Genomic DNA, 21,409 nt, shown 5'->3' on the forward strand with positions numbered 1-21,409 from the left:
TATTCATCTGCCGACCAGAAGGAAATCCACCATGTCCTGCAGCGACGATCCGGTTCCCGCAAACGACGCGCTCGACAGCCTCGACGATGCGGTGGCCGCGGCCGCGTTCCGCCGTCTCGCGCGGTTGCTCCAGCACCGCAGCGACGCCGCGAATATCGACCTGATGGGGCTCGCCGGTTTCTGCCGCAATTGCCTCGGCGACTGGATCGCCGAGGCGGGCGGTATGGATAAGGAGGCCGGCCGCGCCATCGTCCACGGCATGCCGACGGCCGAGTGGAAAACACGCTTCCACGTCGCCGCAACGCCTGAACAACTCGCGCGGATGGAAGAAAGCATGGCGAAGAATCCCTGACGCCGCTAGGACGCGCCAGCCGCGATTCTCGCGTCACATCTTTCCCATCACCGGAGCCTGAAATGAGCGAAGCCACCACCACCGACCAGCAACTGCGCCTGTTCATCGAGCGCGTCGAACGGTTGGAAGAAGAGAAAAAGGGCATCGCCGACGATATCCGCGACACCTATAACGAGGCGAAATCGCAGGGTTACGACCCGAAGATCATGCGCCAGATCGTGCGCCTGCGCAAACTGCCGCCGCACGACCGCAAGGAAATGGAAGCGATCCTCGACGTTTATAAATCGGCGCTCGGCATCGACTGACGCGCCCCACGACAACCCGCAGGAGAGTGACGATGTTCAGCACCACCACCAACAATGTCGAAGGCCGTCCGGTCCGCGAATATCTGGGCATCGTCACCGGCGAGGTGATCGTCGGCGCCAACCTGTTCCGCGACCTGTTCGCGAGCATCACCGACATCGTCGGCGGCCGTTCGGGCAAATATGAGGACGTCCTCGCCCGCGCCCGCAAGGAAGCGATCGCCGAGATGGAGGCCGAAGCGACGCGCCTCGGCGGCAATGCGGTAATCGGCGTCGACCTCGATTACGAGGTGCTCGGCCAGAACGGCTCGATGCTGATGGTCTCCGCCAGCGGAACGGCCGTGGTTGTCTGATCGGCGCGGCCGCGCTAGGGCGGCCGCCATATTTTTCGATCCGATGGAGGTAGGCTGTGGCCGGCCATAGTAAATTCAAGAACATCATGCACCGCAAGGGTGCGCAGGACAAAAAGCGCAGCAGCCTCTTTTCGAAGCTCAGCCGCGAAATCACCGTCGCGGCGAAGATGGGCCTGCCCGATCCCGACGCGAACGCGCGCCTGCGCGCCGCGGTCAACGCCGCCAAGGCGCAGTCGATGCCAAAGGACAATATCCAGCGCGCGATCGACAAGGCGGCGGGCAACGACGGCGATAATTACGAGGAAATCCGCTACGAAGGCTATGGCCCCGGCGGCGTATCGCTGATCGTCGAGGCGCTCACCGACAACCGCAACCGCACCGCGACCAACGTGCGCACCGCGTTCAGCAAGAACGGCGGCAACCTTGGCACCAGCGGCAGCGTCAGCCACGGCTTCGACCGGCTCGGCCTGATCAATTATGGCGTGAGCGCGGGCGACGCCGACACGGTGTTCGAAGCCGCGCTGGATGCTGGCGCCGACGACGTCGAATCGTCCGAGGACGGCCACGACATCTGGACCAGCGTCGACAGCCTGCACGAAGTCGCGAAAGCGCTCGAAGCGAAGCTCGGCGAGGCCGAAGGCGTCAAGCTGGCATGGAAGCCGACGCTGAAGAGCGAAGTCGGCGACGAAAGCGTCGCGCAGACCTTGTTCAAGCTGATCGACACGCTCGACGACGACGACGATGTCCAGACCGTCTGGGGCAATTATGAAATCCCCGATGCGGTGATGGAGAAGCTCGGCTGATCATCCTCGGCCTCGATCCCTCGCTCAGTTGTACCGGCTGGGGCGTCATCCGCGTCGAGGGCAGCCGGATCAGCCATGTCGCCAACGGGCAGGTAAAGACCGACGCGAAGGCGTCCCTGCCCGACCGGCTCGCGCATCTCGATACGGTGCTCGCGGCGGTGATCGCCGATCATGTACCGGCGTGCGCAGCGGTCGAGGAGGTTTTCGTCAACGACAATCCGCAATCGACGCTGAAGCTTGCGCACGCCCGCGGCGTGGTGCTGCTGGGCTGCGCGCGGAGCGGACTCGCGGTCACCGAATATGCGCCCCGGCTGGTCAAGAAGGCGATCGTCGGGACCGGCGGGGCGGCGAAGGAACAGGTGCAGGCGATGCTGCGCGTGCTGCTCCCCGGCGCCAAGGTGGCGGGAGCCGACGCCGCCGACGCGCTCGCGGTAGCGATTTGCCACGCGAACCACCGCCCGCGCCTCTGAACCCCGCTTTTCCAACCTTCGTGACCCCGGACCTGATCAGGGGTCGATCGCTGCCGCGCCGATATGGATGCCAGATCAGGTCCGGCATGACGAAAGAGGGAAATTGATTCCCTTTTCGTTCTCCTCGCGCTAGGCACGGGCCATGATCGCGAAACTCACCGGACGGCTCGATTCCAGCGGCGCAGGCCATGCGGTGATCGACGTCGGCGGCGTCGGCTATCTGGTCGAAGCCTCGGCGCGCACATTGGACGCCCTGGGCCCGGTCGGCGGCGAGGTCACCATCCACACCGAAATGCTCGTCGGCGAGGATTTCCTCCGCCTGCTCGGCTTTGCGAAGGCCGAGGAACGCGACTGGTTCCGCTTGCTCACCAGCGTTCAGGGCGTCGGCGCCAAGGTCGCGCTCGCCATCCTCTCGGCGCTCGAAATCGGCGATTTGCAGCGCGCCCTTGCGAGCGGCGATAGCGCGATGATCGCGCGCGCCAACGGCGTCGGGCCGAAGCTCGCGCAGCGGATCACGCATGAACTGAAGGACAAGGCGGGCGCGCTCGGCGGCATCGCCGGTTCGGGGGCCGCCCTATCCGCCACCGCCGGCCCGCTCGGTGACGCGGTTGCAGCGCTAACCGGGCTCGGCTTCAAACCCGGCGAAGCGAGCGCAGCGGTTGCGGCGGCGAGCGAAGAACTGGGTGTGCGTGCCAGCCTCGACGCTTTGGTACGCATAGCACTCAAAAAGGCGGCAAAGTGAGTCGCATACTTATTGTTGCGGCGGCCGCAGGTGCCATGCAATGCCTCGGCGGCTGCGATGCGGCAATGGATCGGATCGCCCAGGATCGCGCCATCGAACATGCAAAGGGACAGGTCGCGGGCGCGCTCGGTGGAGGCGAGCCCCGCTTTCGTAACGTTTTCCAATCGCCGGCGAACTTCACCTGCGGCGACGTTGCCCGCTATCAATCTGTCAAATTCCAGCGCTTTTTCGCCTCCGGTATCGACGAACCCTTTCTCGAAGAGGATTTCGGGAAAGATAAGATGGATATGATGTGGGATGCCGCATGTGTCCGGCCGCCGAGCGGGAAGCCGAAAGAATGAACAGCATCATCCGCCACGCCTCCTGCCGCTGCGGCCAGCTCCGCATTACCTGCTCGGGCGAACCGATCCGCGTGTCCGTCTGCCACTGTCGCAATTGCAAGGCGCGGAGCGGAAGCGCCTTTTCCGCACAGGCGCGCTTCCCTGCCGATCAGGTTCGCACCGAAGGCGAAGCGAAATTGTACCAACATGCCGGCGGCAGCGGCACTCTCGCGGACTTCTACTTTTGTAAGGACTGCGGCTCAACGCTCTGGTTTCTCAATCATCCGGAGCTCGACAGCTATGCCGTACCGATCGGCAATTTCGAACCCGGCCATGACTTCGAGCCGCAATTTTCAGTCTATGAGGATCGTCAGGAGCCTTGGGTTTGCATCCTCGGCGAGGCAATAGAGCGTTATGACTGAGCCCGCCCTCACCACCCCCATTCGCACCCCCGAGGATGCCGATGCCGCGCTGCGGCCGAAGTCGCTCGCCGAGTTCGTCGGGCAGGCGGCAGCGCGCGAGAACCTCCGTATCTTCGTCGAAGCCGCGAAGTCGCGCGGCGACGCGCTCGACCATGTGCTGTTCTTCGGTCCGCCGGGGCTTGGCAAGACGACGCTCGCGCAGATCGTCGCGAAGGAGCTCGGCGTGGGTTTCCGCTCGACCAGCGGCCCGGTGATCGCCAAGGCCGGCGACCTCGCCGCGCTGCTCACCAATCTCGAGGACGGCGACGTCCTGTTCATCGACGAAATCCACCGCCTGTCGCCCGCGGTCGAGGAGATCCTCTACCCGGCGATGGAGGACCGCGCGCTCGACATCATGATCGGCGAAGGACCGTCGGCGCGCAGCGTCCGCATCGATCTGCCCAAATTCACCCTCGTCGGCGCGACGACGCGGCAGGGCCTGCTGACGACGCCGCTGCGCGACCGCTTCGGCATTCCGGTGCGACTCAATTTCTATACCCATGCCGAACTCGAACAGGTGATCACGCGCGCCGCGCGGCTGCTCGCGCTGCCGATCGCGTCCGACGGCGCGCTCGAGATCGCCAAACGCTCGCGCGGCACGCCGCGCATCGCCGGGCGGCTGCTGCGCCGCGTGCGCGATTTCGCGACCGTCGCGGGGCATGCGGTGGTCGATGCGAAAGCCGCCGATGCGGCGCTCAACCGGCTGGAGGTCGACGCGCTCGGGCTCGATGCAATGGACCGGCGCTATCTGACGATGATCGCCGATATCTATCGCGGCGGGCCGGTCGGGGTCGAAACCCTCGCGGCCGGATTGTCGGAGCCGCGCGACACGATCGAGGACGTCGTCGAACCCTATCTGCTGCAGATCGGGCTCATCGCGCGCACCGCGCGCGGCCGCATGCTCAACGCCAGCGCATGGAAGCATCTGGGGCTCAATCCGCCCGCCGGATCGCAGGACGGACTATTCGATCAGCAAAAATAGGCGGATTTCTGCCGATTTCATTCTGCCAACCGGCTTCGATCTGCGACGAACCGTTCAAGAGGGGTTTGCGACGAGTCGTTGCGACGCTATCGGTCAGGACAATGGTAAACGTCCCGCCTCCTTTCGTCCCCGGCGCCTTCGTCGGGGCTGCGCATCATTACCGGGCGCGCGTCTACTTCGAGGACACCGACCTCAGCGGCATCGTCTATCACGCCAATTACCTGCGTTACATGGAACGCGCGCGATCGGACATGCTGCGCCTTGCCGGCATCGACCAGCGCGCTGCGATGGACGCCGGCGAGGGCGCGTGGGCCGTCACCGACCTTGCGATCAAATATCGCAGCCCCGCAAAGCTCGACGACGACCTGCTCGTCGTAAGCACCGTGGAGGCGGTGCGCGGGGCAAGCGTGATCATCGCGCAGCGCATCCTTCGCGGGACTGACACGTTAAGCGGCGAGACATTAACGGACGGGCAGGTCACTGCAGCCTTCCTGTCGCCCGGGGGGCGGCCACGCCGCCAGCCGGCGGGCTGGGCCGACCGGTTTACCGCCATCATGAATGGAGAGAATATCCCTTGCTAGACAATATCAAGCTGGCCGCTGACGCGGCGACGCTGTCCCCCATCGCCTTGTTCCTCCAGGCCGACTGGATCGTGAAGGGCGTGATGATCGGGCTGCTTCTGGCCTCCATTTATGTCTGGGCGGTGATTTTCACCCACGGCCGCAGCGTCGGCAAGCTGATGGGCGCGTCCGAACGCTTCGAACGCGATTTCTGGCGCGCGGGCAATCTCGACAAATTCTATGACGAGAACGGCCGCGAGGAACTGCCCAGCGCCAAGATCCTCGCCGCCGGAATCAGCGAATGGCGGCGCTCGACCGCGGGCAAGAATGTCGACCGCGACGGCACGCGCGAACGGCTGGGCATCGCGATGAACGCCGCGATCGCAGGCGAGGTCGACAGGCTGGCCGAAAAGATCGGCACGCTCGCGACGATCGGTTCGGTCGCCCCCTTCGTCGGGCTGTTCGGCACCGTCTGGGGCATCATGCGCAGCTTCACCGCGATCGCCGCATCGAACAACAGCAGCCTCGCCGTCGTCGCGCCGGGCATTGCGGAAGCATTGTTCGCGACCGCGATCGGCCTGTTTGCCGCGATCCCCGCGGTGATCGCCTACAACGCCTTTTCGCAGCGGCTGAACCGGCTCGAATCGCGGCTGGGGCGCTTTGCCGACGGGTTGCACGCCACCTTCAGCCGCGAGCTCGAGGTCGAAGCCTGATGGGCATGACCGGTCCCTCGGGCAGCATCGGCGGACGGCGCGGCCGCGGCAGCCGCCGCGCGCCGATGTCGGAAATCAACGTCACGCCGCTCGTCGACGTGATGCTGGTGCTGCTGATCATCTTCATGATCACCGCGCCGCTGCTCGCCTCGGCCGTTCCCGTCGACCTGCCCGAAAGCCGCGCCAAGCCGGTCGAGACCGAGGAGCAGGAGCCGGTGCAACTGTCGATCACCGGCGACGACACCCTCTATATCGGCGAGGAGCCGGTGAGCGAGGCCGAACTCCCGGCCCGGCTCGACGCCATCGTGCGCGAGCAAAAGGAGGGTGAACGCCCGCGGCAGATCATGCTGCGCGCCGACAAGGGGCTCGATTACGGTCGCGTCATGCGCGTGATGGGCGAACTCAACCGCGCCGGCCTTTCGCGGATCGCACTGGTCACGACGGGCTCCGACACCGAACCCGCCGTGGTCACCAGCGGTTCAGAAACCGGGCAATAGGCTGGAAATCATGGCCGTAACACGGGCAGAGAGGGGCAATCAGCGAAGCGGCATCCTTGTCGCAGTGGTCGCGCATGTGCTGATCATCGGCCTGCTTTCGGTACAATGGACCGCGGGCGAGCGACGTTTCGACAATCCGCCGATGGAGGTCGACCTGATCGCCGAAACCGCCGCCACATCCAGCGCGCCGGTGATCAGCGAAACCCCGCCGGCCGCGCGGCTGGGCGAAGAGGATGCCGTCGACATCGCCGCCCCCGAACCGATGCCGGCACCGCCCGAACCCGAACCCGTCGTCCGCCCGACCCCGGCCCCGGCGCCGAAACAGGTGTCGCGCCCGACGCCGGTACCGCCCAAGAAAACGCCGCCCGCAGCCAAGAAAGCCCCGCCCAAGGCAGCCCCCAAATCCGCTCCGTCGAAAAGCGCCACGGCGCGCCCGACGGGCCGGCTGGACGGGATCACCGACGGGCTGGGACGCGAACAGACCAAATCGCCGAGCAAGGGCGCCCCGGCCGCAAAGACGGCGGCGGAGGTCCGGCGATCTGCACAATTGGCCGTGGATCGCGAAATTAGGCCCTATTGGCAGCGGAATGCACCGCTCGGATATGAAGTTGAGCTTCTCCGGTTAACCTTGGAAATACGCCTCCGCGCCGACGGCACCGTGATCGATGTCAAGCAAGTTGGCGAATTAGGCGGCACAACTGAATCCAATGCGCCACAACAAAAACGATTCGTCGAACAGGCCCGCAAGTCGGTTGTTCAAGCTGCCCCATTCGAAATTTCGGCGGAAGGTTATGATGGCGTCATCGTCATCAGGCAGCCTTTCGCGGCTGTGAGGAGATGAAGATGAAAACCCCTCTCGCATTAGCGATGAGTTTTTTGGCGCTGGGAGCCGCTCCGGCATTTGCGCAGCAACCGACGCCGCCACAACCGGCAGAACAAGTCCAGGACTCGCCGGAAGTCGTTGCAGAGATTGGTAGCGAAAAATCGGTCATCGCGATCCCGGCGCTGGCGACCCCCGCAGTCACCACCGTCGCAGGTTTGCGCACCGATACCCTCGGCCGCCAGATCGCCGAAGTCATCGCCGCCGACCTCGAACGCAGCGGGCTCTATGCCCCGCTCGGTCCGGGCAGCGTCCGCGCGATCACCATGCCCGAAGTCACCGCGCCGCGCTTCGCCGACTGGCAGGCGCGCAATGCCGAGAATGTCGTCCATGGCTTTGTGCGCACCAACAGCACCGGCGGGCTGATCGTCGGCTGCTATCTTTACGACACCGACCTCGGTAGCGAACTGGTGCGGCAGGGCTTCGAAATCCAGCCCGGCGACTGGCGCCGCGCCGCGCATAAATGCGCCGACGCCATCTATTCGCGCCTGTCGGGCGAGGCACCCTTCTTCGACAGCCGTGTCGCGTACATCGCCGAGAGCGGCCCCAAGGGGAACCGCATCAAGCGGCTCGCGATCATGGATTCGGACGGCGGCAACCACCGCTTCATCACCAACGGTCAGGCGCTGGCGATCAGCCCGCGCTTTTCGCCCGACTACAAGAAGATCGTCTACGTCAGCTATCTGAACAACCGCGTCCGCGTCTTCATCTACGACGTCGCCAACGGCTCGCAGAAGCTGGTGACCGAAAGCGGCAACGCCACCTTCGCGCCGCGCTGGTCGCCCGACGGGACGCAGATTCTCTATTCGATGGCGGTCGGCGGCAACACCGACATCTATCGCATCTCGGCAAACGGCGGCACGCCGGTGCGGCTGACGACCACTGCGGGAATCGACGTCGGCGGCAGCTTCTCGCCCGACGGCAAGAAGATCGTGTTCGAAAGCGACCGGTCGGGCAGTCAGCAAATCTATACGATGAACATCGACGGGTCGAACCAGCAGCGGATCAGCTTTGGCGGCGGGCGCTATGCGACCCCCGAATGGTCGCCGCGCGGCGACCTCATCGCCTTCACGCGCATGGGCGGCGGCGAGTTTCGCGTCGGCGTGATGACCCCGGCGGGCGGCGGCGTTCGCCTGCTCACCAACAGCTGGCAGGACGAAGCACCCACCTGGTCGCCGAACGGCCGCGTCATCCAGTTCTTCCGCACCTCGCCCGGCCGCGAGGGCAAATCGAGCCTGTGGCAGGTCGACCTGACCGGCGTGAACCTGCGCCGTCTGCCGACCCCGCAGGACGGGTCGGACCCGAGCTGGGGCCCGGTGCTCCCCTGATCGACGAAGCCCGAGGCGGAACCAAAGGAAATCCGCGGGGTTGAATCGCCATCCCGATGCGGCTTAACTCCGCATCGTCACCATAAGAGTGCAACAACAAGAGGACAGAAGACATGACGATACGCAAAACCACCGCGATGATCGCGGCGATCACCATGCTCGCTGTTGGTGCCTGTTCGAAGAAGGCCCCTGACACGCTTCCCCCGGCGCCCGAAGGCACGGGCACCGACACCGGACCCAGCACCGGCGGCGTCGTCCCCGGCTCGCAGCAGGATTTCATCGCCAACGTGTCTTCGGACCGCATCTTCTTCGGTTTCGACCAGTATAATGTCGATGCCGAGGATCAGGCGACATTGCAGAGCCAGTCGCAGTGGCTGCAGCGCAACCCGGCGGTCCGCGTCCTGCTCGAAGGCCATGCCGACGAACGCGGCACGCGCGACTATAATATCGCGCTCGGCGAACGCCGCGCCAATGCCGCGAAAAACTATCTTGCCTCGCTGGGTATCGATCCCAACCGGATTCAGGTGATTAGCTATGGCAAAGAACGCCCCGCTGCGGTGGGATCGAACGAGGAAGCCTGGGCGCAGAACCGCCGCGCGGTGACTGTCGTTATCGAACGCTGATCAACAGCAGCCAGACCGGCACCGCGATCCACGCCGCGGTGCAGAGGAAGACACCGAAGGGGACGCGCCGCAACGCCAGCGGCGCGTCGCCTTCCCTTTTCTGCGCAACGAGCACCCACGCAATGCCGCCCAGACTGGCGAGGAGCAGCATCAGCGGCAGCGCCTGCCAGCCGAGCCAGGCGCCGACCGCCGCGACGAGCTTCGGGTCGCCGCCGCCCATGCCCTCGGCCCCGCGCACGCGGCGATAAAGCAGGGCTATCGCTGCGAGGGCCACGCCCCCTGCGAGCGCGCCGATCCAGCGATCGAGCAGCGGCGTGCCGAGCAGCGGGCCGGCGAAGAGCAGGCCCACGACCGCGAGAAGGGCATTCAACCGGTCGGGTAGCCAGAAATGGCGCGCATCGAGCAGCGCGAGCGGCAGCAGCAGCCAGCCGAACAAGGCCCAGAGCCAACCCGCCGTCCCCGGCATCGACACCAGCGCCACGGCGCCGATCAACGCCGACGCGATCTCGACCCGGCTGTGAAAAGGATCGATCGGAGCGCCGCATCGGCGACAGCGTCCGCGCGACCATAAAGCCGACAGCAAGGGCACAAGATCGCGGGCGCCGAGCGGCTGGTGACATGCGTCGCATTGCGACCGCCCGAGCACCGATCGCCCTTGCGGCCAGCGCAGCACCAGGGTCGCGATAAAGCTGCCGAGGACGAGCCCGATCAGCGCGGCGAAAGCGACACCGATGCCGACGGGCAAGGCGCCCGGGTCGGGCACCTCAGAAACGGCCCGCGCTGGTCAGGACGAAACCGCCCTGCCCCGGCTTGAAACCCAGCGCGGCAAGTGCCGCCGCCATCGCCGGGTCGCGGTCGACATTGATCGCGAATCCGGCGCGATAGGCGCCGCTGCCATCGAACGACAGCGTCAGCCGCTCCATCCCCGACTGGCTGGCGAGCGTGGCCTGCGCGCGGCCGCCCGCACAGCGGAGCGGTCCCGAAAGCCCGCGCGACAGATCGAGTCCGGCGATCATCGTCCCGACGACAAGCTGCAACCGGCCGCCCGCTTCGACGCATTTGCCCGCCGCATCGAACCGCGCCGTCGCGCCCTCGAAGCGGATGGTGTCGACCGGGATGAGCCCGAAGCCGCCCGCCAGCGATGTCATGCCATTGATGTCTGACATCCCGCGCGGGTCACTGCCGTGGAGGCGCCCGGCAAGCGCGCCGAGCCGCGCGTCGGTGCGCGAGAAGACGAGTTCGGTGCGCCCGCCGAGCAAAGCCAGCGGCGACAGGCTGGCGCCTACGGTGCCGAGCGGCAGCGCGCCGAGCCGCGCGTCGACCAGTTCGCCCGCCCAGACCGAACCCCGAATCTCCCGCGCGGAAATCCCCGCATCGGTCGCGCCCGACAGCCCGAGCGCGAGCCGCATCGGGAAGGTCGCGATGATCAGGATCAGCGCCAAAAACACCGCCGCGATCGTCATGCGCCGCCGCATCGTCACTGGCCGCCCTTCCTCAGTTCGGCCGTCATACCGACGGTTCCGTCGACCGCCGGCGTGATCGTCAACTGGTCGACGACGAAGCCCTGCCCTTCGAGCGAAGCGAGCCAGTCGGTGAGCACGGGCGCTTTGGCCGTCGCGATCGCGATTGTCGCCTGCCGCTGTCCGCGCGCCTCGTTGCGGTCGAGCGTCAGCCCGATCTCGCTCGCCGACTGGGCAAGATATTGGTCGATCGCTACCGCATCGACCGCCGCAGCGACCGATTTCGCCGGGCGCTGCGCCAGCAATTGCACCTTCGCCGCAACGCGCCCCTCGCGCTCGACCGCAGCGCGATGCTCCGCCTCGAGATCGGCAATGGCAGCGACGGCCGGGCGGCCGATGCCCCACAGGATCACGCCGAGCGCCAGCACGCCCGCGATACCGACCAGCCAGCGCTCGCGCCCCGAAAGCCCCGTCCACCAATTCTGCAATTTCTCGGTCATGGCACCGCCCGGATCGTCACATTGGCCATTTGCAGCCCGTCGGTTCCCGCCATCGGCTGCGCGGTGACGCGATAACCGCGGGCCTGCAACGCCAGCAGCACCTTGTTCACATCGTCGACACGCGGCGCTGCCAGTGTTGTCGTCAGCGTCCCGTCGGTACGATGCGAGAGGCTTTTGAGCGTAACGCCGGGCACGTCGCCCATCGCCCCGTAGAGCGCCGAGGCGGGCACGGAAAAGGCAAGCGGACCGCCCCCCGCGGCGGCGAGCCGGCGATCGAGTTCGGCCTCGGCCGCCGACGCGTCGGCCGCGGTGACCCCCGCCTTCTTCGCCATCGCGACAACCGCATCGTCGGCGCGCGCACTATCGCTCGACAAGCGGATGGCGTGGATGATCGGTATGAGCAGACTGATCGCGACCAGCGCGATAAACAGCCGCTTGGCAAGCCGCAGCATCGCGGGATCGACCGACCAGCTCCGCTTCGGTTTCCACCCGCCGCTGAGCAGGTCGAGCGGCGGCGCAGCGAGCGTCAGAAGTAGCGCCTCGCGCATGCGATCGGCGTCGAGCGGCGCGATATCGTGCCCTCCCGCGATCAATCGATCGAGTTCGGGATCGGACGCATAGGCGCGGTCGGCGGTGCGCACGATCTGCTCGCCGCCGAGTTCGGCGGTCCATAGCGTGCCCGGTTCGGGCGGGGGCACCGTCGCCGCCGCAGGAACGATCGCCGCGGGATCGAAGCCCCGCGCCTTGAGCCAGCCCGTCCATGCGGTCATTGCCGCGTGGGTCGTCACGGCGACGGGCACCGCCTGCCCCGTGTCGGCGGGCTGTCCCGACACGACATGCAATCCGGCGGCATCGCCCAGACTGTCTTTCAGCGTATCGATCCGCGCCGCCGCGGCCGCCTGCGCCGGGGCCGCATCGGGATAGTGCCGCCACTGGATCGGCACGTCGGCGGCGGGAGCAAGCGCGACAAGCCGGTCGTCGGCACCATCGTCTTCCGGCTTTTCCCACGCGTCGACCCAGCCATCGTCCTGGCCCGAATCAACGATCACGCCATCGTCGACGCGCAGCCACGCCGGCCGCGTGCCTTCGTCGTCGAGCGCCGCCAGTGGAGGAAGCCACAGGATGAGCGTACGCGCCACGTCAGTCGCCCTCGCCCCAGTCGCGGCGAACGATCGACGGCGGCGCGGTACCGGCAGCGGGTGCACCGCCATTGGCATCGATGAGCGAAACCGAAGTCAAGAAACCGTCCCCCATCGTCACATTCGTCGTCAGTGTCAGCCAGCGGCTCGTCATTCCCGCCTGTTCGGCGGCGTCGCCCGGGTCGATCCCGGCAAGCGGCCCCGCCTTCCAGAATCGGACGCTGCTGCCATAGCCGTCGGCGGGCCGCGCTGCCAGCGCAGCGCGCGCATTCGCCACCCCGATCTCGCCGGGACGCAGCATCGCGACGAGCGGCGCCTGTTCGGGCGCCAGCGTGTTAACATTGAGCCGGATCGGATCGGCGACCGGCAGCACGCAAATCCACGGCTTGAGCCGCGCATAGATTTTCGGCGTCACCCCGCGCACCGCGCGCAATTCGCTGATATCGGCCATCTTGCGGTTACCGGGCAGATAGGATGCCTGCATCGAGCGGTAGACGCCGTCCTCGGCGCCGAGAGGCCCTTCGTTGCTGTCGCTGTCGATCCAGTCGGCCGCCGCCGCCGCGATCGCCTTCGCCTGACCGGGGTCGATGCCGAGCAGGCTCATCAGTTCGGCGAACTGCGCCACGGCGCCGGCGCGCTGGCTGAGCCGGCCGGGCGCCGCTTCGACCACGAGCGCGTTGAGATTGAAGCAATTGTTCGCATCGGTCAGCCGCGCCCGGCCTTCGCCGCCCGGCAGCGGCAGCACGAACTCGCGCCCGAGCCAGCCGCCGGCAAGCGTCAGCCGCGACGGATCGCGCCCGACCAGATCGGCGACGCGGCGCAGCGCAATCTGTTCGGCGGCAAAGCTGTAGGCGCGGCCCTGATCGATCGTCGATGCGCTGCCCGCGATACGCGTCGCGAGCGTCAGCCGGTCGAGCGCCGTCGCCGCAATCACCGCCATGACCGCGACGAGCAGCAGCACGCTGAGCAGCGCGGCGCCGCGTTCGCCTCTCGCCGGCGGCGTCATGGCGCAGGCGCCTGCAAGGGCGGCGGCGGCAATGCCGGGGCGGTCAGGAACAGCATGGCAAGCGGCGCCCGGCCCCGGCGGGTCAATCGCACTTCGACCGCGCGCGGCAGGCGGTCGCCGGGCTCCGACGTCCAGCTCTCGCCCCAATTGCCCTTTTCGTCGCGATAGCGAACCGCGACCGCGTCGACCTCGCCGATCAGGCGATCGCCGTCGCTCAGCACCGCGCCGTCGAGCATCGGCTGTATCGCGCGCCGCCATTCGCCGCCGGTCAGGGCATAAGCGACGCGTTCGACAGAGGGCCGCGGCCCGCCGTCCTGCGACGGTGCGCCGCCGTGGACGAAGGCGAAGCCGGTGGACGAACCGATGAATGCGGGCACGGGCTCCCCCGCCTGCCCGCGCGTCGGACGCTGCACCGCTTGCGCAAGATCGTTCGCCATCAGCGCCCGCACCCGGTTGACACCGCCCATTGCCTTCAGGCGAAGCTGAACGGCATCCTGCGTATCGATACTGCTGCGCAACAGGCCAACCCCCATCGCGGCGATCGCCGCAAAGATCGATAATGCAACGAGCATTTCGACGAGCGTGAAGCCGCGTTCGTCCTTCATTGCGACGGCCTGATGATCGTCAGGACCGCCTGCCCGCGTCCGCTTTCGGGCCGGACGGTCAGGTCGATGCGGAGCAGGCTGTCGTCGGCGGTCCTGGCGACGCGCTGTTCGACGCGCCAGTTGCGGCCGGCATTGGCGACGCCCGTCGCGCTGTTGCCGATCGTCGGCGGCGCCGGATCGGTCCACAGTTCGACAGCACGATTCTGCGCGACGATCCCCGCCATGGTGCTTTCGTCGAGATCGCCGGCTGTCCGTACGGCAAAAGCGTCGAGACGGACGAGCGTCAACGCCGCAATGCTGATGATGCTGAGCGCGACGAGCATTTCAAGCAGCGTAAAACCGCCTTCACGATCATTGGCCACGGCTGACCTCCCCCGTCGCCGAAACGCGCACGGTTTCGCGCGCGTCGCCGCCCGCGAGGACGACGGACTGCGGTGTCGGGCTGGTCCCGACGCGATCGAAAAGGATGCGCGATACGCCCTGCCCGTCGCCGGCAACGAAACGGACATCGCCCGGCCAGTTACGCTGTTCGAACGCGCGGCCGGGCAGCGGCTGCCACGTCCCTTCGACCCGCCGCTCGAAGCCATAGCCCGACGGCGCGAAGTTGACCGCGACGCTGCGCCCCTCGATCACCGCCACGTCGCGCGCGGCGGCAAGACGGGCGGCAAGGCGGTCGGCCTCGCTGCGCACCGTGCGTTCGTCGCCGGGGATCGTCAGCACCACTGCGGCAGCGGCAAGCGCGAGGATGGCGAGCACGACCATCAGCTCGACCAGCGTGAAGCCGCGCTGGCCGTCAGGGCAGTGCGCCCCGGTGGAAACCGGGGCCCCGAAAAGATTGGGTTGGCGCGAATGGGCCCCGGCTTTCGCCGGGGAACATCCAGCGAGCGCCTCAGCCTTCTCCGTGGATGTCGGCATTGTCGTCGGTCCCGCCGGGCGCGCCGTCGGCGCCAAGCGACCAGACGTCGAACGCCTTCCCGTTCGGCCCCGGCGCCTGATAATTATAGGGACGGCCCCACGGATCCTCGGGCAGCTTCTTGATATAGCCGCCGCGGCGATAGCGTTCGGGCTGGGCGAGTGCCGGCGGTGCCGCGGTGAGCGCGTTCAGCCCGTCGGTCGTGGCGGGATAGGTGAGATTGTCGAGGCGATATTGTTCGAGCGCGGTTTCGAGCGTTGCGATGTCGGCCTTCGCCTTGGTCACCATGGCGCGATCCTGGCTGGGCAGCACGTTGATCATCACTACCGTGGCGAGCAGCCCGATGATGAAGATCACCACCATCAGTTCGGTGAGCGTGAAGCCGCGCTCGCCCTGCTTGCGGCGATCGGCTGGGGACCGGCCGGGATCGAGCATCAGGCGAAAGAAAAGCTGCATAAGCGACATATTATAGACCTGCGAGGTTCTGCAACTGGAGGATCGGAAGCAGGATGGCGAGAATGATGAGCGCGACGCAAGACCCCATAATGACGATTATGACAGGTTCGAGAAGCGCCATCGAGGCGGCGGTGAAACGGTCGAACTCGCGTTCGAGATAGTCGGCCGCGCGTTCGAGCATCTGCTCGAGCCGCCCGGCGCTTTCGCCGCTCGCGGTCATATAGACGAGGAGCGGCGGGAAAACGCCCGCGTCGCGAAGCGCGGCCGAAAGGCTACCGCCGGCACGGACCTGATCGACGATCGCTGCGGTCGCGCCAGCGAGCGCCGCATTGCGGATCGTCGGGACGGTCAGGCGCAGCCCTTCGACGAGCGGCAGCCGGCTCGACACCATCGTCGATAGCGTGCGCGCGAAGCGGGCCGCGTAAAGATCGCGGAGCAGGCGGCCGAGCAGCGGCAGGCGCAGCAGCCGCGCATCGACTCGCGCCTTGAACGCCGGGCGGCGCATCGCGGTGACCCAGCCGAAAATTCCGGCGGCCAGCAGCAGCGCGACCAGCCACCACCAGTTGGCGGCAAAGCCCGAGATCGCAATCACCGCGCGGGTCAGGAAGGGCAGTTGCTGTCCCGTGTCGGTGAACTGTTCGACGACACGCGGGACGACGAAGATCATGAGTGCAGCGACGACACCGACCGCGACCACGGCGAGGACGATGGGATAGGCGAGCGCGGCGACCAGCTTGCCGCGCACTTCGGCCTGCCGTTCGAGCAGGTCGGCGAGCCGTGCGAGGATCGTCGTCAGGCTGCCCGTCGTTTCGCCCGCTGCGACCATCGCGCGATAGAGCGGCGGAAAGCTCGCCGGCTGGCGCGCCATCGCATCGGCGAGGCGGCGGCCTTCGAGCAGCCCGGCATGAACGTCGGCGATCACCGCGCGCGCGCTTTCGGCTTCGCTCTGGCGGGTCAGCGTGCGCAGCGCTTCCTCGAGCGGCGCCACTTCGACGAGCGTCGCCAACTGGCGCGTAAACAGCGCCAGCTCCTTGCGGCTGAGCTTACTGCGGCGAAAGGCGAGCAGCGAGCGCGAGGCGGGGCGCGACCCCGCCGCCTCGACCGCGACGATATGGAATTTCCGCCGCACGAGATCGGCACGCGCGGCATCGTCGTTCGCCGCGGAGACCCGCCCCTTGCGCTCGCGACCCTGCGGGTCGATCGCGACATAGCGGTAATCAGGCATCGACATCCTCGCGCCGCGCGACGCGGATCGCCTCTTCGGCGGTCGTGAGGCCCTTGGCGACCATCGTCCGCGCCGCCGACGCCAGCGTCGGCGCCTTCAGAAACGCATGTTTGGCGATCATCGCCTCGTCGCCGCCCGCGTAGATGTAGCGGCGCACCGTCTCATCGACCTTGATCGCTTCGAACACCCCGATGCGGCCCTTGTAGCCGCTGCCGCCGCACTGGTCGCAGCCCTTGGGCCGCCAGATGACAGTACCGATATCGAGCCCGAGCATTGCCGCAACGCTGTTGTCGGCCTGCACCGGTTCGCGGCAATGCTCGCAGAGCTTGCGGACGAGCCGCTGCGCGATCACCGCGCGCAGCGTCGAGGCGAGCAGAAAGGGCTCGACCTTCAAATCCTTGAGGCGCGTGATCGCGCCCACCGCATCGTTGGTGTGGACGGTCGACAGCACGAGGTGGCCGGTCAGCGATGCCTGCACCGCGATATCGGCGGTCTCGCGGTCGCGGATTTCGCCGACCATCACGACGTCGGGGTCCTGGCGCAGGATCGCGCGCAGCCCGGCCGCGAAATCGAGCCCGACCTTGCTGTTGACCTGCGTCTGGCCGACGCCGTCGACGGCATATTCGACCGGGTCCTCGACCGTCAGGATATTGCGCTGGCCATCGTTGAGCTGCTTCAGCGCGGCATAAAGCGACGTCGTCTTGCCCGATCCGGTCGGCCCGGTGACGAGGATGATGCCATTGGGTTCAGCGAGCGCCTCGCGCAATATCTGGTCGGCGGCGCCCGTCAGACCGAGGACATCGAAATCGATCCCCGCGCTGTCCTTGTCGAGGATACGCATCACCACGCGTTCGCCCGCGCGGCTGGGCAATGTCGAGACGCGCACATCGACCGCCTTGCCCGCGAGCGTCAGGCCGATACGCCCGTCCTGCGGAATGCGGCGTTCGGCGATGTCGAGCCGCGCCATCACCTTGATGCGGCTGACGACGACTGGCGCGACGTGCGGCGGCATCCGCAGATGCTCGCGCAGCACCCCGTCGGTGCGCATCCGTACAACCAGCCCGCTTTCATAAGGTTCGATATGAATGTCGCTGACGCCCTGCCGCACCGCTTCGGCAATGATCGCATTGATCAGCCGGATCGCGGGGGCATCGTCGGCGCTGTCGAGCAGGTCTTCGGCGCTGGGCAGGCTGAAATCGAGGTCGCTACCGTCGAGCGATCCCGCCATCGCCGCGGCCGAGGCATCGACGGCATAATGGTCGGACAGCAACCGGTCGAAATCGGCGGCGCTGGCCGTCGCGACCTTGAGCGGCTGCGCGAGGTAGCGCTTGACCTCGATCAGCACTGCCGGGTCGCTGTCCTCACGGAGCGTCGCCAGCCAGATACCGCCCTCCCCCGGGGCGATCACGACACCGTGCGCGCGCGCGAAGCCATAGGGAATATCGACCGGCGCCGGCGGCGCGGCGGTCGGTTCGGAATCGGTCACGGATATTCTCCGGGCGGCGGCGCGGGGGCATTCGAGATCGAGGGCGGCACGTCGGTACTGATCACATTACCATCGGGCCCACGCAGCGCGGGCAGATCGACGGGAGTGACGGTCACATCGCCGGCCGAGGGCGGCGACGGCGGCGTCGTCCCCATATAGTCGCGGACCAGCGTATCGATCGCCGGTTCCTGATCGGGGTTCCGCTGCAACTGGAAATTGCGGACATAGCCGTAACGCCGCGCGGTCAGCGCAGCATTATCCTCGCGATTGCGCAGGACGGTCGGGCGGATGAAGACCATCAGGTTCGTCTTCGAGCGTGACCGGCTCCGCGACTTGAACAATTCGCCGATCAGCGGGATGTCGCTGAGCAGCGGAATACGCTCGATCGTCTTGCGCTCGTCGTCGTTGAGCAGGCCGCCGATCGCGAGGATTTCGCCGTCGTCGACCGTCAGCACCGTCTCGAACGAGCGCTTGTTAAGGATGAGGTCGCTGTTGCGCGACGACACCGGCCCGGCGACGCTCGACACTTCCTGACGGAGGAACAGCTTAACCTCGCCCGCGCCGTTGACCTGCGGCGTGACCTCGAGCTTGATGCCCACCTCTTCGCGCTGGACGGTGCGGAAGGCGTTGTCGAAATTGTCGCTCAGCGCCTCGCCCGTCGTAATCGGCACTTCCTGTCCGACGAGGAATTTTGCCGCCTGATTGTCGAGCGTGACGATATGCGGCGTCGCGAGCAGGTTCGACGTCGTGTCCGATTTCACCGCGTTGATGATCGCGCCGAAGATCGTGTTCTTGCCGATATCGCCCGCGAACCCCGCGAAACCGCCGGTCGCCTGGAGCAGCGACGCCGCCGCGGCTTCCTGCAGGCTGCTGCCGAGCGCGCTGTTTGTCTGGGTCACCGTGGTGTTGCCGTTGACCGTCGTCGTTTCCTGCGACAGCCGGTTCGCCGCATAGGCGCCGCCCAAGGTGAAGATGTTCGGCTGGGCATTGCTGTAATTGGTCGCGACGAACGGGATGTTCTTGCCGCCGAGCAGGAACTGGACGCCGAGCCGCTTTGCCGCATCGTCGCCGATCTCGACGACGATCGCCTCGACGAGCACCTGTTCGCGGCGGCTGTCGAGCTGGCGGATCAGTTCGCCGAGCATCCGCTGCACTTCGCTGTTGGCGGCGACGATGATCGCATTGGCGCCTTCATAGCGGGTGACGATCGCCGGTCCGCGCGTCGAGATGCTGCCCCCCGCACCGCTGACCGAGGTCGGCGCGCTGTTCGTTGCGGCGGCAGGCGCGGCACTAGCGCTGCCCGACGACGAGGAAGAGGACGAAGCCGGCGGCAGCCCGGCCTTCTGCGCCGGATCGCTGCCGCCGCCGATCAGTTGCTGGAGCGTCGGCAGCAGCGTTTCGGCATTGGCATGTTCGAGCCAGTAGACGCGCAGTTCGGTGCCGCCCGCCGCCTTGGCATCGAGGTCGTTCGCCATCTGGACGAAGCGCGCGACCATCGCCTGATCGCCGCGCAGCGCAATCGCATTGCTGCTGTCGATCGGCACGATGGCGACGGGCGATTGCGCGCCCTCGCCGGCTGCGGGCACCAGCGCCTGCAGCGCGGCCGCGATCTCGCGCGCGCCGGCGTTTTTCAGCGTCACGATCTGGCTGGTCGAACTGTCGCGGTCGATGCTGCTCGCGAGCGCGCGGATGCGGCGGATATTGTCGGCGAAATCGGCGACGACCAGGCTGTTGGCGTTGCGGTTGGCGGTCAGCGAGCCCTGCGGGCTGACCAGCGGGCGCAGCGTTTCGACCGCCGACACAGCGTCGATGTGGCGGAGGCGGATGATTTCGGTGACGAACTGGTTCTGCGCCGCGCCGCCGCTGCCGATCCGGCCGGGCTGGGCGGCGGCGCCGTCGATCGGCTGGACGCGATAGCTGCCGTTCGGTCCCGGCACCGCGACGAGGCCGTTCGAGCGCAGCGTCGACAGGAAAATCTCGAAATATTCGCTCCGCGACAGCGGCCGGTCGGTCACGACCGACACCTTGCCGTTGACGCGGCCGTCGATGACGAAGGTGCGGCCGGTGATCCGCGCCGCATCCTGGATGAACGCGCGGATATCGGCGTCGCGGACGTTCAGCGTATATTGCGCGAGCGCGGGTCCCGGCGTTGCGGAAACGAGCGCGGCGGCGAGCATCAGGGACAGTTTGAGACGCATAAACCTATTGCTTCGAGAGGAAGATGGCGACGGGGACGACGCTGGCACCGCGCTCGACCTCGAGCGAGATGCGCGCCCCCGGCGTGAATTGGCCGGCGAGCGAGGCGGCATCGCCTGCGGAGCCGATCGGGCGGCCGTTGACCGAGCGGATCACGTCGCCGGGACGCAAACCCGCAGCGCGGAACACGGCGCCGTCGCCCTGCGGCTGGACCGCGAGGCCGGTGACCTTGCCGCTCTCGGTCCGCGGCGCGAAGCCCACGCCCGATTTCAGCGCCGCCGGCGACATCTCGCCGCTGGCCGAGACACCGCTCGCCGGAGCCGCAGCCGTTTCGGGGGTCGGCATGGCGGGGGCGGCCGCGGGACTGGCGACCGGCGCCTCGCCGCTCTGGTCGAGGAACAGGCTTTCGCGTGCGCCGCCGCGGTCGAGCAGCACATGGTCGAACGCGACGCCCACCAGCTTGACGCCGGGCGCGATCTCGTCGCCGACGGCGTAGCTGTTCTGCACCCCGTCCTCGCCGGCGATGATCGCCGAACCGCTGCCCGTCGCTTCGTTGATATTGACCCCGAAGATGGTGAGGCCGAGCGCGGTGACGGTGGCGCTGGCGGGGCCCTGCGGTGCGGTGCGGAAGAAGGGATCGAGGCCGACGAACAGCGCACGGCGCTCGGCGGGCGACGCAATGACCGCCGCCTGCGGTTGCCAGGCGCCGAGCGGCGACAAGGGCACGATCAGGGTCCAGAGCAGGCGGACGCATTGCCAGAGCAGCAGCGCGCCGAGCAGCGCAACCAGCAGCAGCGGCCATATGTCGCGCGGCGCGCGTTTGGTCCGCAGCCAGGCGGGCAGACCACGCGGCAGCCGAACGGCCGATCCGGGCATCAGCGTCGCCATGAAATAACCCTGTCCCCCGCCTGAAAGCATTGCACGCGAATCGCCTAGAGGCGATTGATGACAATCAGTTGACGGGAAGATTACAGTTTTTTGTCAGCCGGGCGAGTCCGGTGCGATGGTGAGAATGATCCTCCCTGTGGCGTAGCCAT

General features: G+C 67.1%; 28 protein-coding genes. 15 read left to right on the forward strand and 13 right to left on the reverse strand.

Going from position 1 to position 21,409, the window contains the following annotated elements; translation table 11 throughout:
- The first annotated feature begins 31 nt into the window (after positions 1–31).
- The 15 genes from V6U71_RS15420 (at position 32) to pal (ending at position 9,386) form a co-directional block, all read left to right on the forward strand.
- Positions 32–352, forward strand: coding sequence for a DUF1244 domain-containing protein (locus tag V6U71_RS15420; protein ID WP_411339278.1), 321 nt, complete (start codon positions 32–34; stop codon positions 350–352).
- A gap of 62 nt (positions 353–414) precedes the next feature.
- Positions 415–657 (forward strand): DUF2312 domain-containing protein, encoded by a 243-nt coding sequence (locus V6U71_RS15425; protein ID WP_077148139.1) that lies wholly within the window; start codon positions 415–417, stop codon positions 655–657.
- A gap of 32 nt (positions 658–689) precedes the next feature.
- Complete coding sequence (locus V6U71_RS15430) at positions 690–1,007, forward strand: heavy metal-binding domain-containing protein (protein WP_054733731.1); 318 nt, start codon at positions 690–692, stop codon at positions 1,005–1,007.
- Between the two features lie 56 nt (positions 1,008–1,063).
- The gene (locus V6U71_RS15435) at positions 1,064–1,810 is read left to right on the forward strand and encodes a YebC/PmpR family DNA-binding transcriptional regulator (protein WP_054586920.1); all 747 of its coding nucleotides are present in this window, start codon (positions 1,064–1,066) and stop codon (positions 1,808–1,810) included.
- A complete protein-coding gene (ruvC, locus tag V6U71_RS15440; RefSeq protein ID WP_411342363.1) occupies positions 1,807–2,280 on the forward strand; it encodes a crossover junction endodeoxyribonuclease RuvC in 474 nt (157 codons plus the stop codon). Before V6U71_RS15435 ends, ruvC begins: the two co-directional genes overlap by 4 nt.
- Positions 2,281–2,422: 142 nt before the next feature.
- On the forward strand, positions 2,423–3,022 hold the full coding sequence (ruvA, locus tag V6U71_RS15445) for a Holliday junction branch migration protein RuvA (RefSeq protein ID WP_411339279.1): 600 nt from the start codon (positions 2,423–2,425) through the stop codon (positions 3,020–3,022).
- Positions 3,019–3,363: a hypothetical protein gene (locus tag V6U71_RS15450; RefSeq protein WP_411339280.1), complete on the forward strand. Its 345-nt coding sequence runs from the start codon at positions 3,019–3,021 to the stop codon at positions 3,361–3,363. The genes ruvA and V6U71_RS15450 overlap by 4 nt, the downstream gene beginning before the upstream one ends.
- Complete coding sequence (locus tag V6U71_RS15455) at positions 3,360–3,764, forward strand: GFA family protein (protein ID WP_411339281.1); 405 nt, start codon at positions 3,360–3,362, stop codon at positions 3,762–3,764. Before V6U71_RS15450 ends, V6U71_RS15455 begins: the two co-directional genes overlap by 4 nt.
- On the forward strand, positions 3,757–4,785 hold the full coding sequence (ruvB, locus tag V6U71_RS15460) for a Holliday junction branch migration DNA helicase RuvB (protein WP_054730592.1): 1,029 nt from the start codon (positions 3,757–3,759) through the stop codon (positions 4,783–4,785). Before V6U71_RS15455 ends, ruvB begins: the two co-directional genes overlap by 8 nt.
- Positions 4,786–4,886: 101 nt before the next feature.
- The gene (locus tag V6U71_RS15465; RefSeq protein ID WP_411339282.1) at positions 4,887–5,366 is read left to right on the forward strand and encodes a YbgC/FadM family acyl-CoA thioesterase; all 480 of its coding nucleotides are present in this window, start codon (positions 4,887–4,889) and stop codon (positions 5,364–5,366) included.
- On the forward strand, positions 5,360–6,058 hold the full coding sequence (gene tolQ, locus V6U71_RS15470; RefSeq protein ID WP_054730598.1) for a protein TolQ: 699 nt from the start codon (positions 5,360–5,362) through the stop codon (positions 6,056–6,058). The genes V6U71_RS15465 and tolQ overlap by 7 nt, the downstream gene beginning before the upstream one ends.
- The gene (tolR, locus tag V6U71_RS15475; RefSeq protein ID WP_411339283.1) at positions 6,058–6,555 is read left to right on the forward strand and encodes a protein TolR; all 498 of its coding nucleotides are present in this window, start codon (positions 6,058–6,060) and stop codon (positions 6,553–6,555) included. The genes tolQ and tolR overlap by 1 nt, the downstream gene beginning before the upstream one ends.
- Before the next feature lie 76 nt (positions 6,556–6,631).
- Positions 6,632–7,396 (forward strand): hypothetical protein, encoded by a 765-nt coding sequence (locus tag V6U71_RS15480; protein ID WP_411339284.1) that lies wholly within the window; start codon positions 6,632–6,634, stop codon positions 7,394–7,396.
- 2 nt (positions 7,397–7,398) lie between these two features.
- On the forward strand, positions 7,399–8,763 hold the full coding sequence (tolB, locus tag V6U71_RS15485) for a Tol-Pal system beta propeller repeat protein TolB (RefSeq protein WP_407696666.1): 1,365 nt from the start codon (positions 7,399–7,401) through the stop codon (positions 8,761–8,763).
- A 113-nt stretch (positions 8,764–8,876) separates the two neighbouring features.
- Complete coding sequence (gene pal / locus V6U71_RS15490; RefSeq protein WP_201258368.1) at positions 8,877–9,386, forward strand: peptidoglycan-associated lipoprotein Pal; 510 nt, start codon at positions 8,877–8,879, stop codon at positions 9,384–9,386.
- On the opposite strand, the gene V6U71_RS15495 is transcribed toward pal, so the two are convergent.
- Genes V6U71_RS15495 through V6U71_RS15555 form a run of 13 tightly spaced genes read right to left on the reverse strand, consistent with a single transcriptional unit; the run spans position 9,373 to position 21,260 of the window.
- On the reverse strand, positions 9,373–10,149 hold the full coding sequence (locus V6U71_RS15495; protein ID WP_411339285.1) for a prepilin peptidase: 777 nt from the start codon (positions 10,147–10,149) through the stop codon (positions 9,373–9,375). The two genes, pal and V6U71_RS15495, sit on opposite strands and share 14 nt — an antisense overlap.
- A 1-nt stretch (position 10,150) precedes the next feature.
- A complete protein-coding gene (gene gspN / locus V6U71_RS15500; protein WP_411339286.1) occupies positions 10,151–10,861 on the reverse strand; it encodes a type II secretion system protein N in 711 nt (236 codons plus the stop codon).
- Between the two features lie 2 nt (positions 10,862–10,863).
- Positions 10,864–11,346: a type II secretion system protein GspM gene (gene gspM, locus V6U71_RS15505; RefSeq protein ID WP_411339287.1), complete on the reverse strand. Its 483-nt coding sequence runs from the start codon at positions 11,344–11,346 to the stop codon at positions 10,864–10,866.
- On the reverse strand, positions 11,343–12,485 hold the full coding sequence (gene gspL / locus V6U71_RS15510) for a type II secretion system protein GspL (RefSeq protein WP_411339288.1): 1,143 nt from the start codon (positions 12,483–12,485) through the stop codon (positions 11,343–11,345). Before gspL ends, gspM begins: the two co-directional genes overlap by 4 nt.
- Before the next feature lies 1 nt (position 12,486).
- Entirely contained in the window at positions 12,487–13,491 is a 1,005-nt protein-coding gene (gene gspK, locus V6U71_RS15515; RefSeq protein ID WP_411339289.1) for a type II secretion system minor pseudopilin GspK, read from the reverse strand.
- On the reverse strand, positions 13,488–14,096 hold the full coding sequence (gspJ, locus tag V6U71_RS15520) for a type II secretion system minor pseudopilin GspJ (protein WP_411339290.1): 609 nt from the start codon (positions 14,094–14,096) through the stop codon (positions 13,488–13,490). The genes gspK and gspJ overlap by 4 nt, the downstream gene beginning before the upstream one ends.
- Positions 14,093–14,458 (reverse strand): type II secretion system minor pseudopilin GspI, encoded by a 366-nt coding sequence (gene gspI, locus V6U71_RS15525; protein WP_411339291.1) that lies wholly within the window; start codon positions 14,456–14,458, stop codon positions 14,093–14,095. Before gspI ends, gspJ begins: the two co-directional genes overlap by 4 nt.
- Positions 14,448–15,011: a GspH/FimT family pseudopilin gene (locus V6U71_RS15530; RefSeq protein ID WP_411339292.1), complete on the reverse strand. Its 564-nt coding sequence runs from the start codon at positions 15,009–15,011 to the stop codon at positions 14,448–14,450. Before V6U71_RS15530 ends, gspI begins: the two co-directional genes overlap by 11 nt.
- Positions 14,986–15,474, reverse strand: a complete 489-nt coding sequence (gspG, locus tag V6U71_RS15535; protein ID WP_411339293.1) for a type II secretion system major pseudopilin GspG — start codon at positions 15,472–15,474, stop codon at positions 14,986–14,988. Before gspG ends, V6U71_RS15530 begins: the two co-directional genes overlap by 26 nt.
- 1 nt (position 15,475) lies before the next feature.
- The gene (gspF, locus tag V6U71_RS15540) at positions 15,476–16,690 is read right to left on the reverse strand and encodes a type II secretion system inner membrane protein GspF (protein ID WP_411339294.1); all 1,215 of its coding nucleotides are present in this window, start codon (positions 16,688–16,690) and stop codon (positions 15,476–15,478) included.
- Positions 16,683–18,176: a GspE/PulE family protein gene (locus V6U71_RS15545; protein ID WP_411339295.1), complete on the reverse strand. Its 1,494-nt coding sequence runs from the start codon at positions 18,174–18,176 to the stop codon at positions 16,683–16,685. Before V6U71_RS15545 ends, gspF begins: the two co-directional genes overlap by 8 nt.
- Complete coding sequence (gspD, locus tag V6U71_RS15550; RefSeq protein WP_411339296.1) at positions 18,173–20,374, reverse strand: type II secretion system secretin GspD; 2,202 nt, start codon at positions 20,372–20,374, stop codon at positions 18,173–18,175. The genes V6U71_RS15545 and gspD overlap by 4 nt, the downstream gene beginning before the upstream one ends.
- Before the next feature lie 4 nt (positions 20,375–20,378).
- Entirely contained in the window at positions 20,379–21,260 is an 882-nt protein-coding gene (locus V6U71_RS15555) for a type II secretion system protein N (RefSeq protein WP_411339297.1), read from the reverse strand.
- Between the last annotated feature and the right edge of the window lie 149 nt (positions 21,261–21,409).

Source organism: Sphingopyxis sp. J-6, from assembly GCF_046603995.1.
Classification (GTDB): domain Bacteria; phylum Pseudomonadota; class Alphaproteobacteria; order Sphingomonadales; family Sphingomonadaceae; genus Sphingopyxis.

Bases quoted from the DNA above. Each gene is read 5' to 3' on its own strand.
- V6U71_RS15420 (WP_411339278.1), top strand. From the start codon at position 32: ATGTCCTGCAGCGACGATCCGGTTCCCGCAAACGACGCGCTCGACAGC.
- V6U71_RS15425 (WP_077148139.1), top strand. From the start codon at position 415: ATGAGCGAAGCCACCACCACCGACCAGCAACTGCGCCTGTTCATCGAG.
- V6U71_RS15430 (WP_054733731.1), top strand. From the start codon at position 690: ATGTTCAGCACCACCACCAACAATGTCGAAGGCCGTCCGGTCCGCGAA.
- ruvA (WP_411339279.1), top strand. From the start codon at position 2,423: ATGATCGCGAAACTCACCGGACGGCTCGATTCCAGCGGCGCAGGCCAT.
- V6U71_RS15455 (WP_411339281.1), top strand. From the start codon at position 3,360: ATGAACAGCATCATCCGCCACGCCTCCTGCCGCTGCGGCCAGCTCCGC.
- ruvB (WP_054730592.1), top strand. From the start codon at position 3,757: ATGACTGAGCCCGCCCTCACCACCCCCATTCGCACCCCCGAGGATGCC.
- V6U71_RS15465 (WP_411339282.1), top strand. From the start codon at position 4,887: ATGGTAAACGTCCCGCCTCCTTTCGTCCCCGGCGCCTTCGTCGGGGCT.
- tolR (WP_411339283.1), top strand. From the start codon at position 6,058: ATGGGCATGACCGGTCCCTCGGGCAGCATCGGCGGACGGCGCGGCCGC.
- tolB (WP_407696666.1), top strand. From the start codon at position 7,399: ATGAAAACCCCTCTCGCATTAGCGATGAGTTTTTTGGCGCTGGGAGCC.
- pal (WP_201258368.1), top strand. From the start codon at position 8,877: ATGACGATACGCAAAACCACCGCGATGATCGCGGCGATCACCATGCTC.
- gspN (WP_411339286.1), bottom strand. From the start codon at position 10,861: ATGCGGCGGCGCATGACGATCGCGGCGGTGTTTTTGGCGCTGATCCTG.
- gspM (WP_411339287.1), bottom strand. From the start codon at position 11,346: ATGACCGAGAAATTGCAGAATTGGTGGACGGGGCTTTCGGGGCGCGAG.
- gspK (WP_411339289.1), bottom strand. From the start codon at position 13,491: ATGACGCCGCCGGCGAGAGGCGAACGCGGCGCCGCGCTGCTCAGCGTG.
- gspJ (WP_411339290.1), bottom strand. From the start codon at position 14,096: ATGAAGGACGAACGCGGCTTCACGCTCGTCGAAATGCTCGTTGCATTA.
- V6U71_RS15530 (WP_411339292.1), bottom strand. From the start codon at position 15,011: ATGCCGACATCCACGGAGAAGGCTGAGGCGCTCGCTGGATGTTCCCCG.
- gspG (WP_411339293.1), bottom strand. From the start codon at position 15,474: ATGTCGCTTATGCAGCTTTTCTTTCGCCTGATGCTCGATCCCGGCCGG.
- gspF (WP_411339294.1), bottom strand. From the start codon at position 16,690: ATGCCTGATTACCGCTATGTCGCGATCGACCCGCAGGGTCGCGAGCGC.
- gspD (WP_411339296.1), bottom strand. From the start codon at position 20,374: ATGCGTCTCAAACTGTCCCTGATGCTCGCCGCCGCGCTCGTTTCCGCA.
- V6U71_RS15555 (WP_411339297.1), bottom strand. From the start codon at position 21,260: ATGGCGACGCTGATGCCCGGATCGGCCGTTCGGCTGCCGCGTGGTCTG.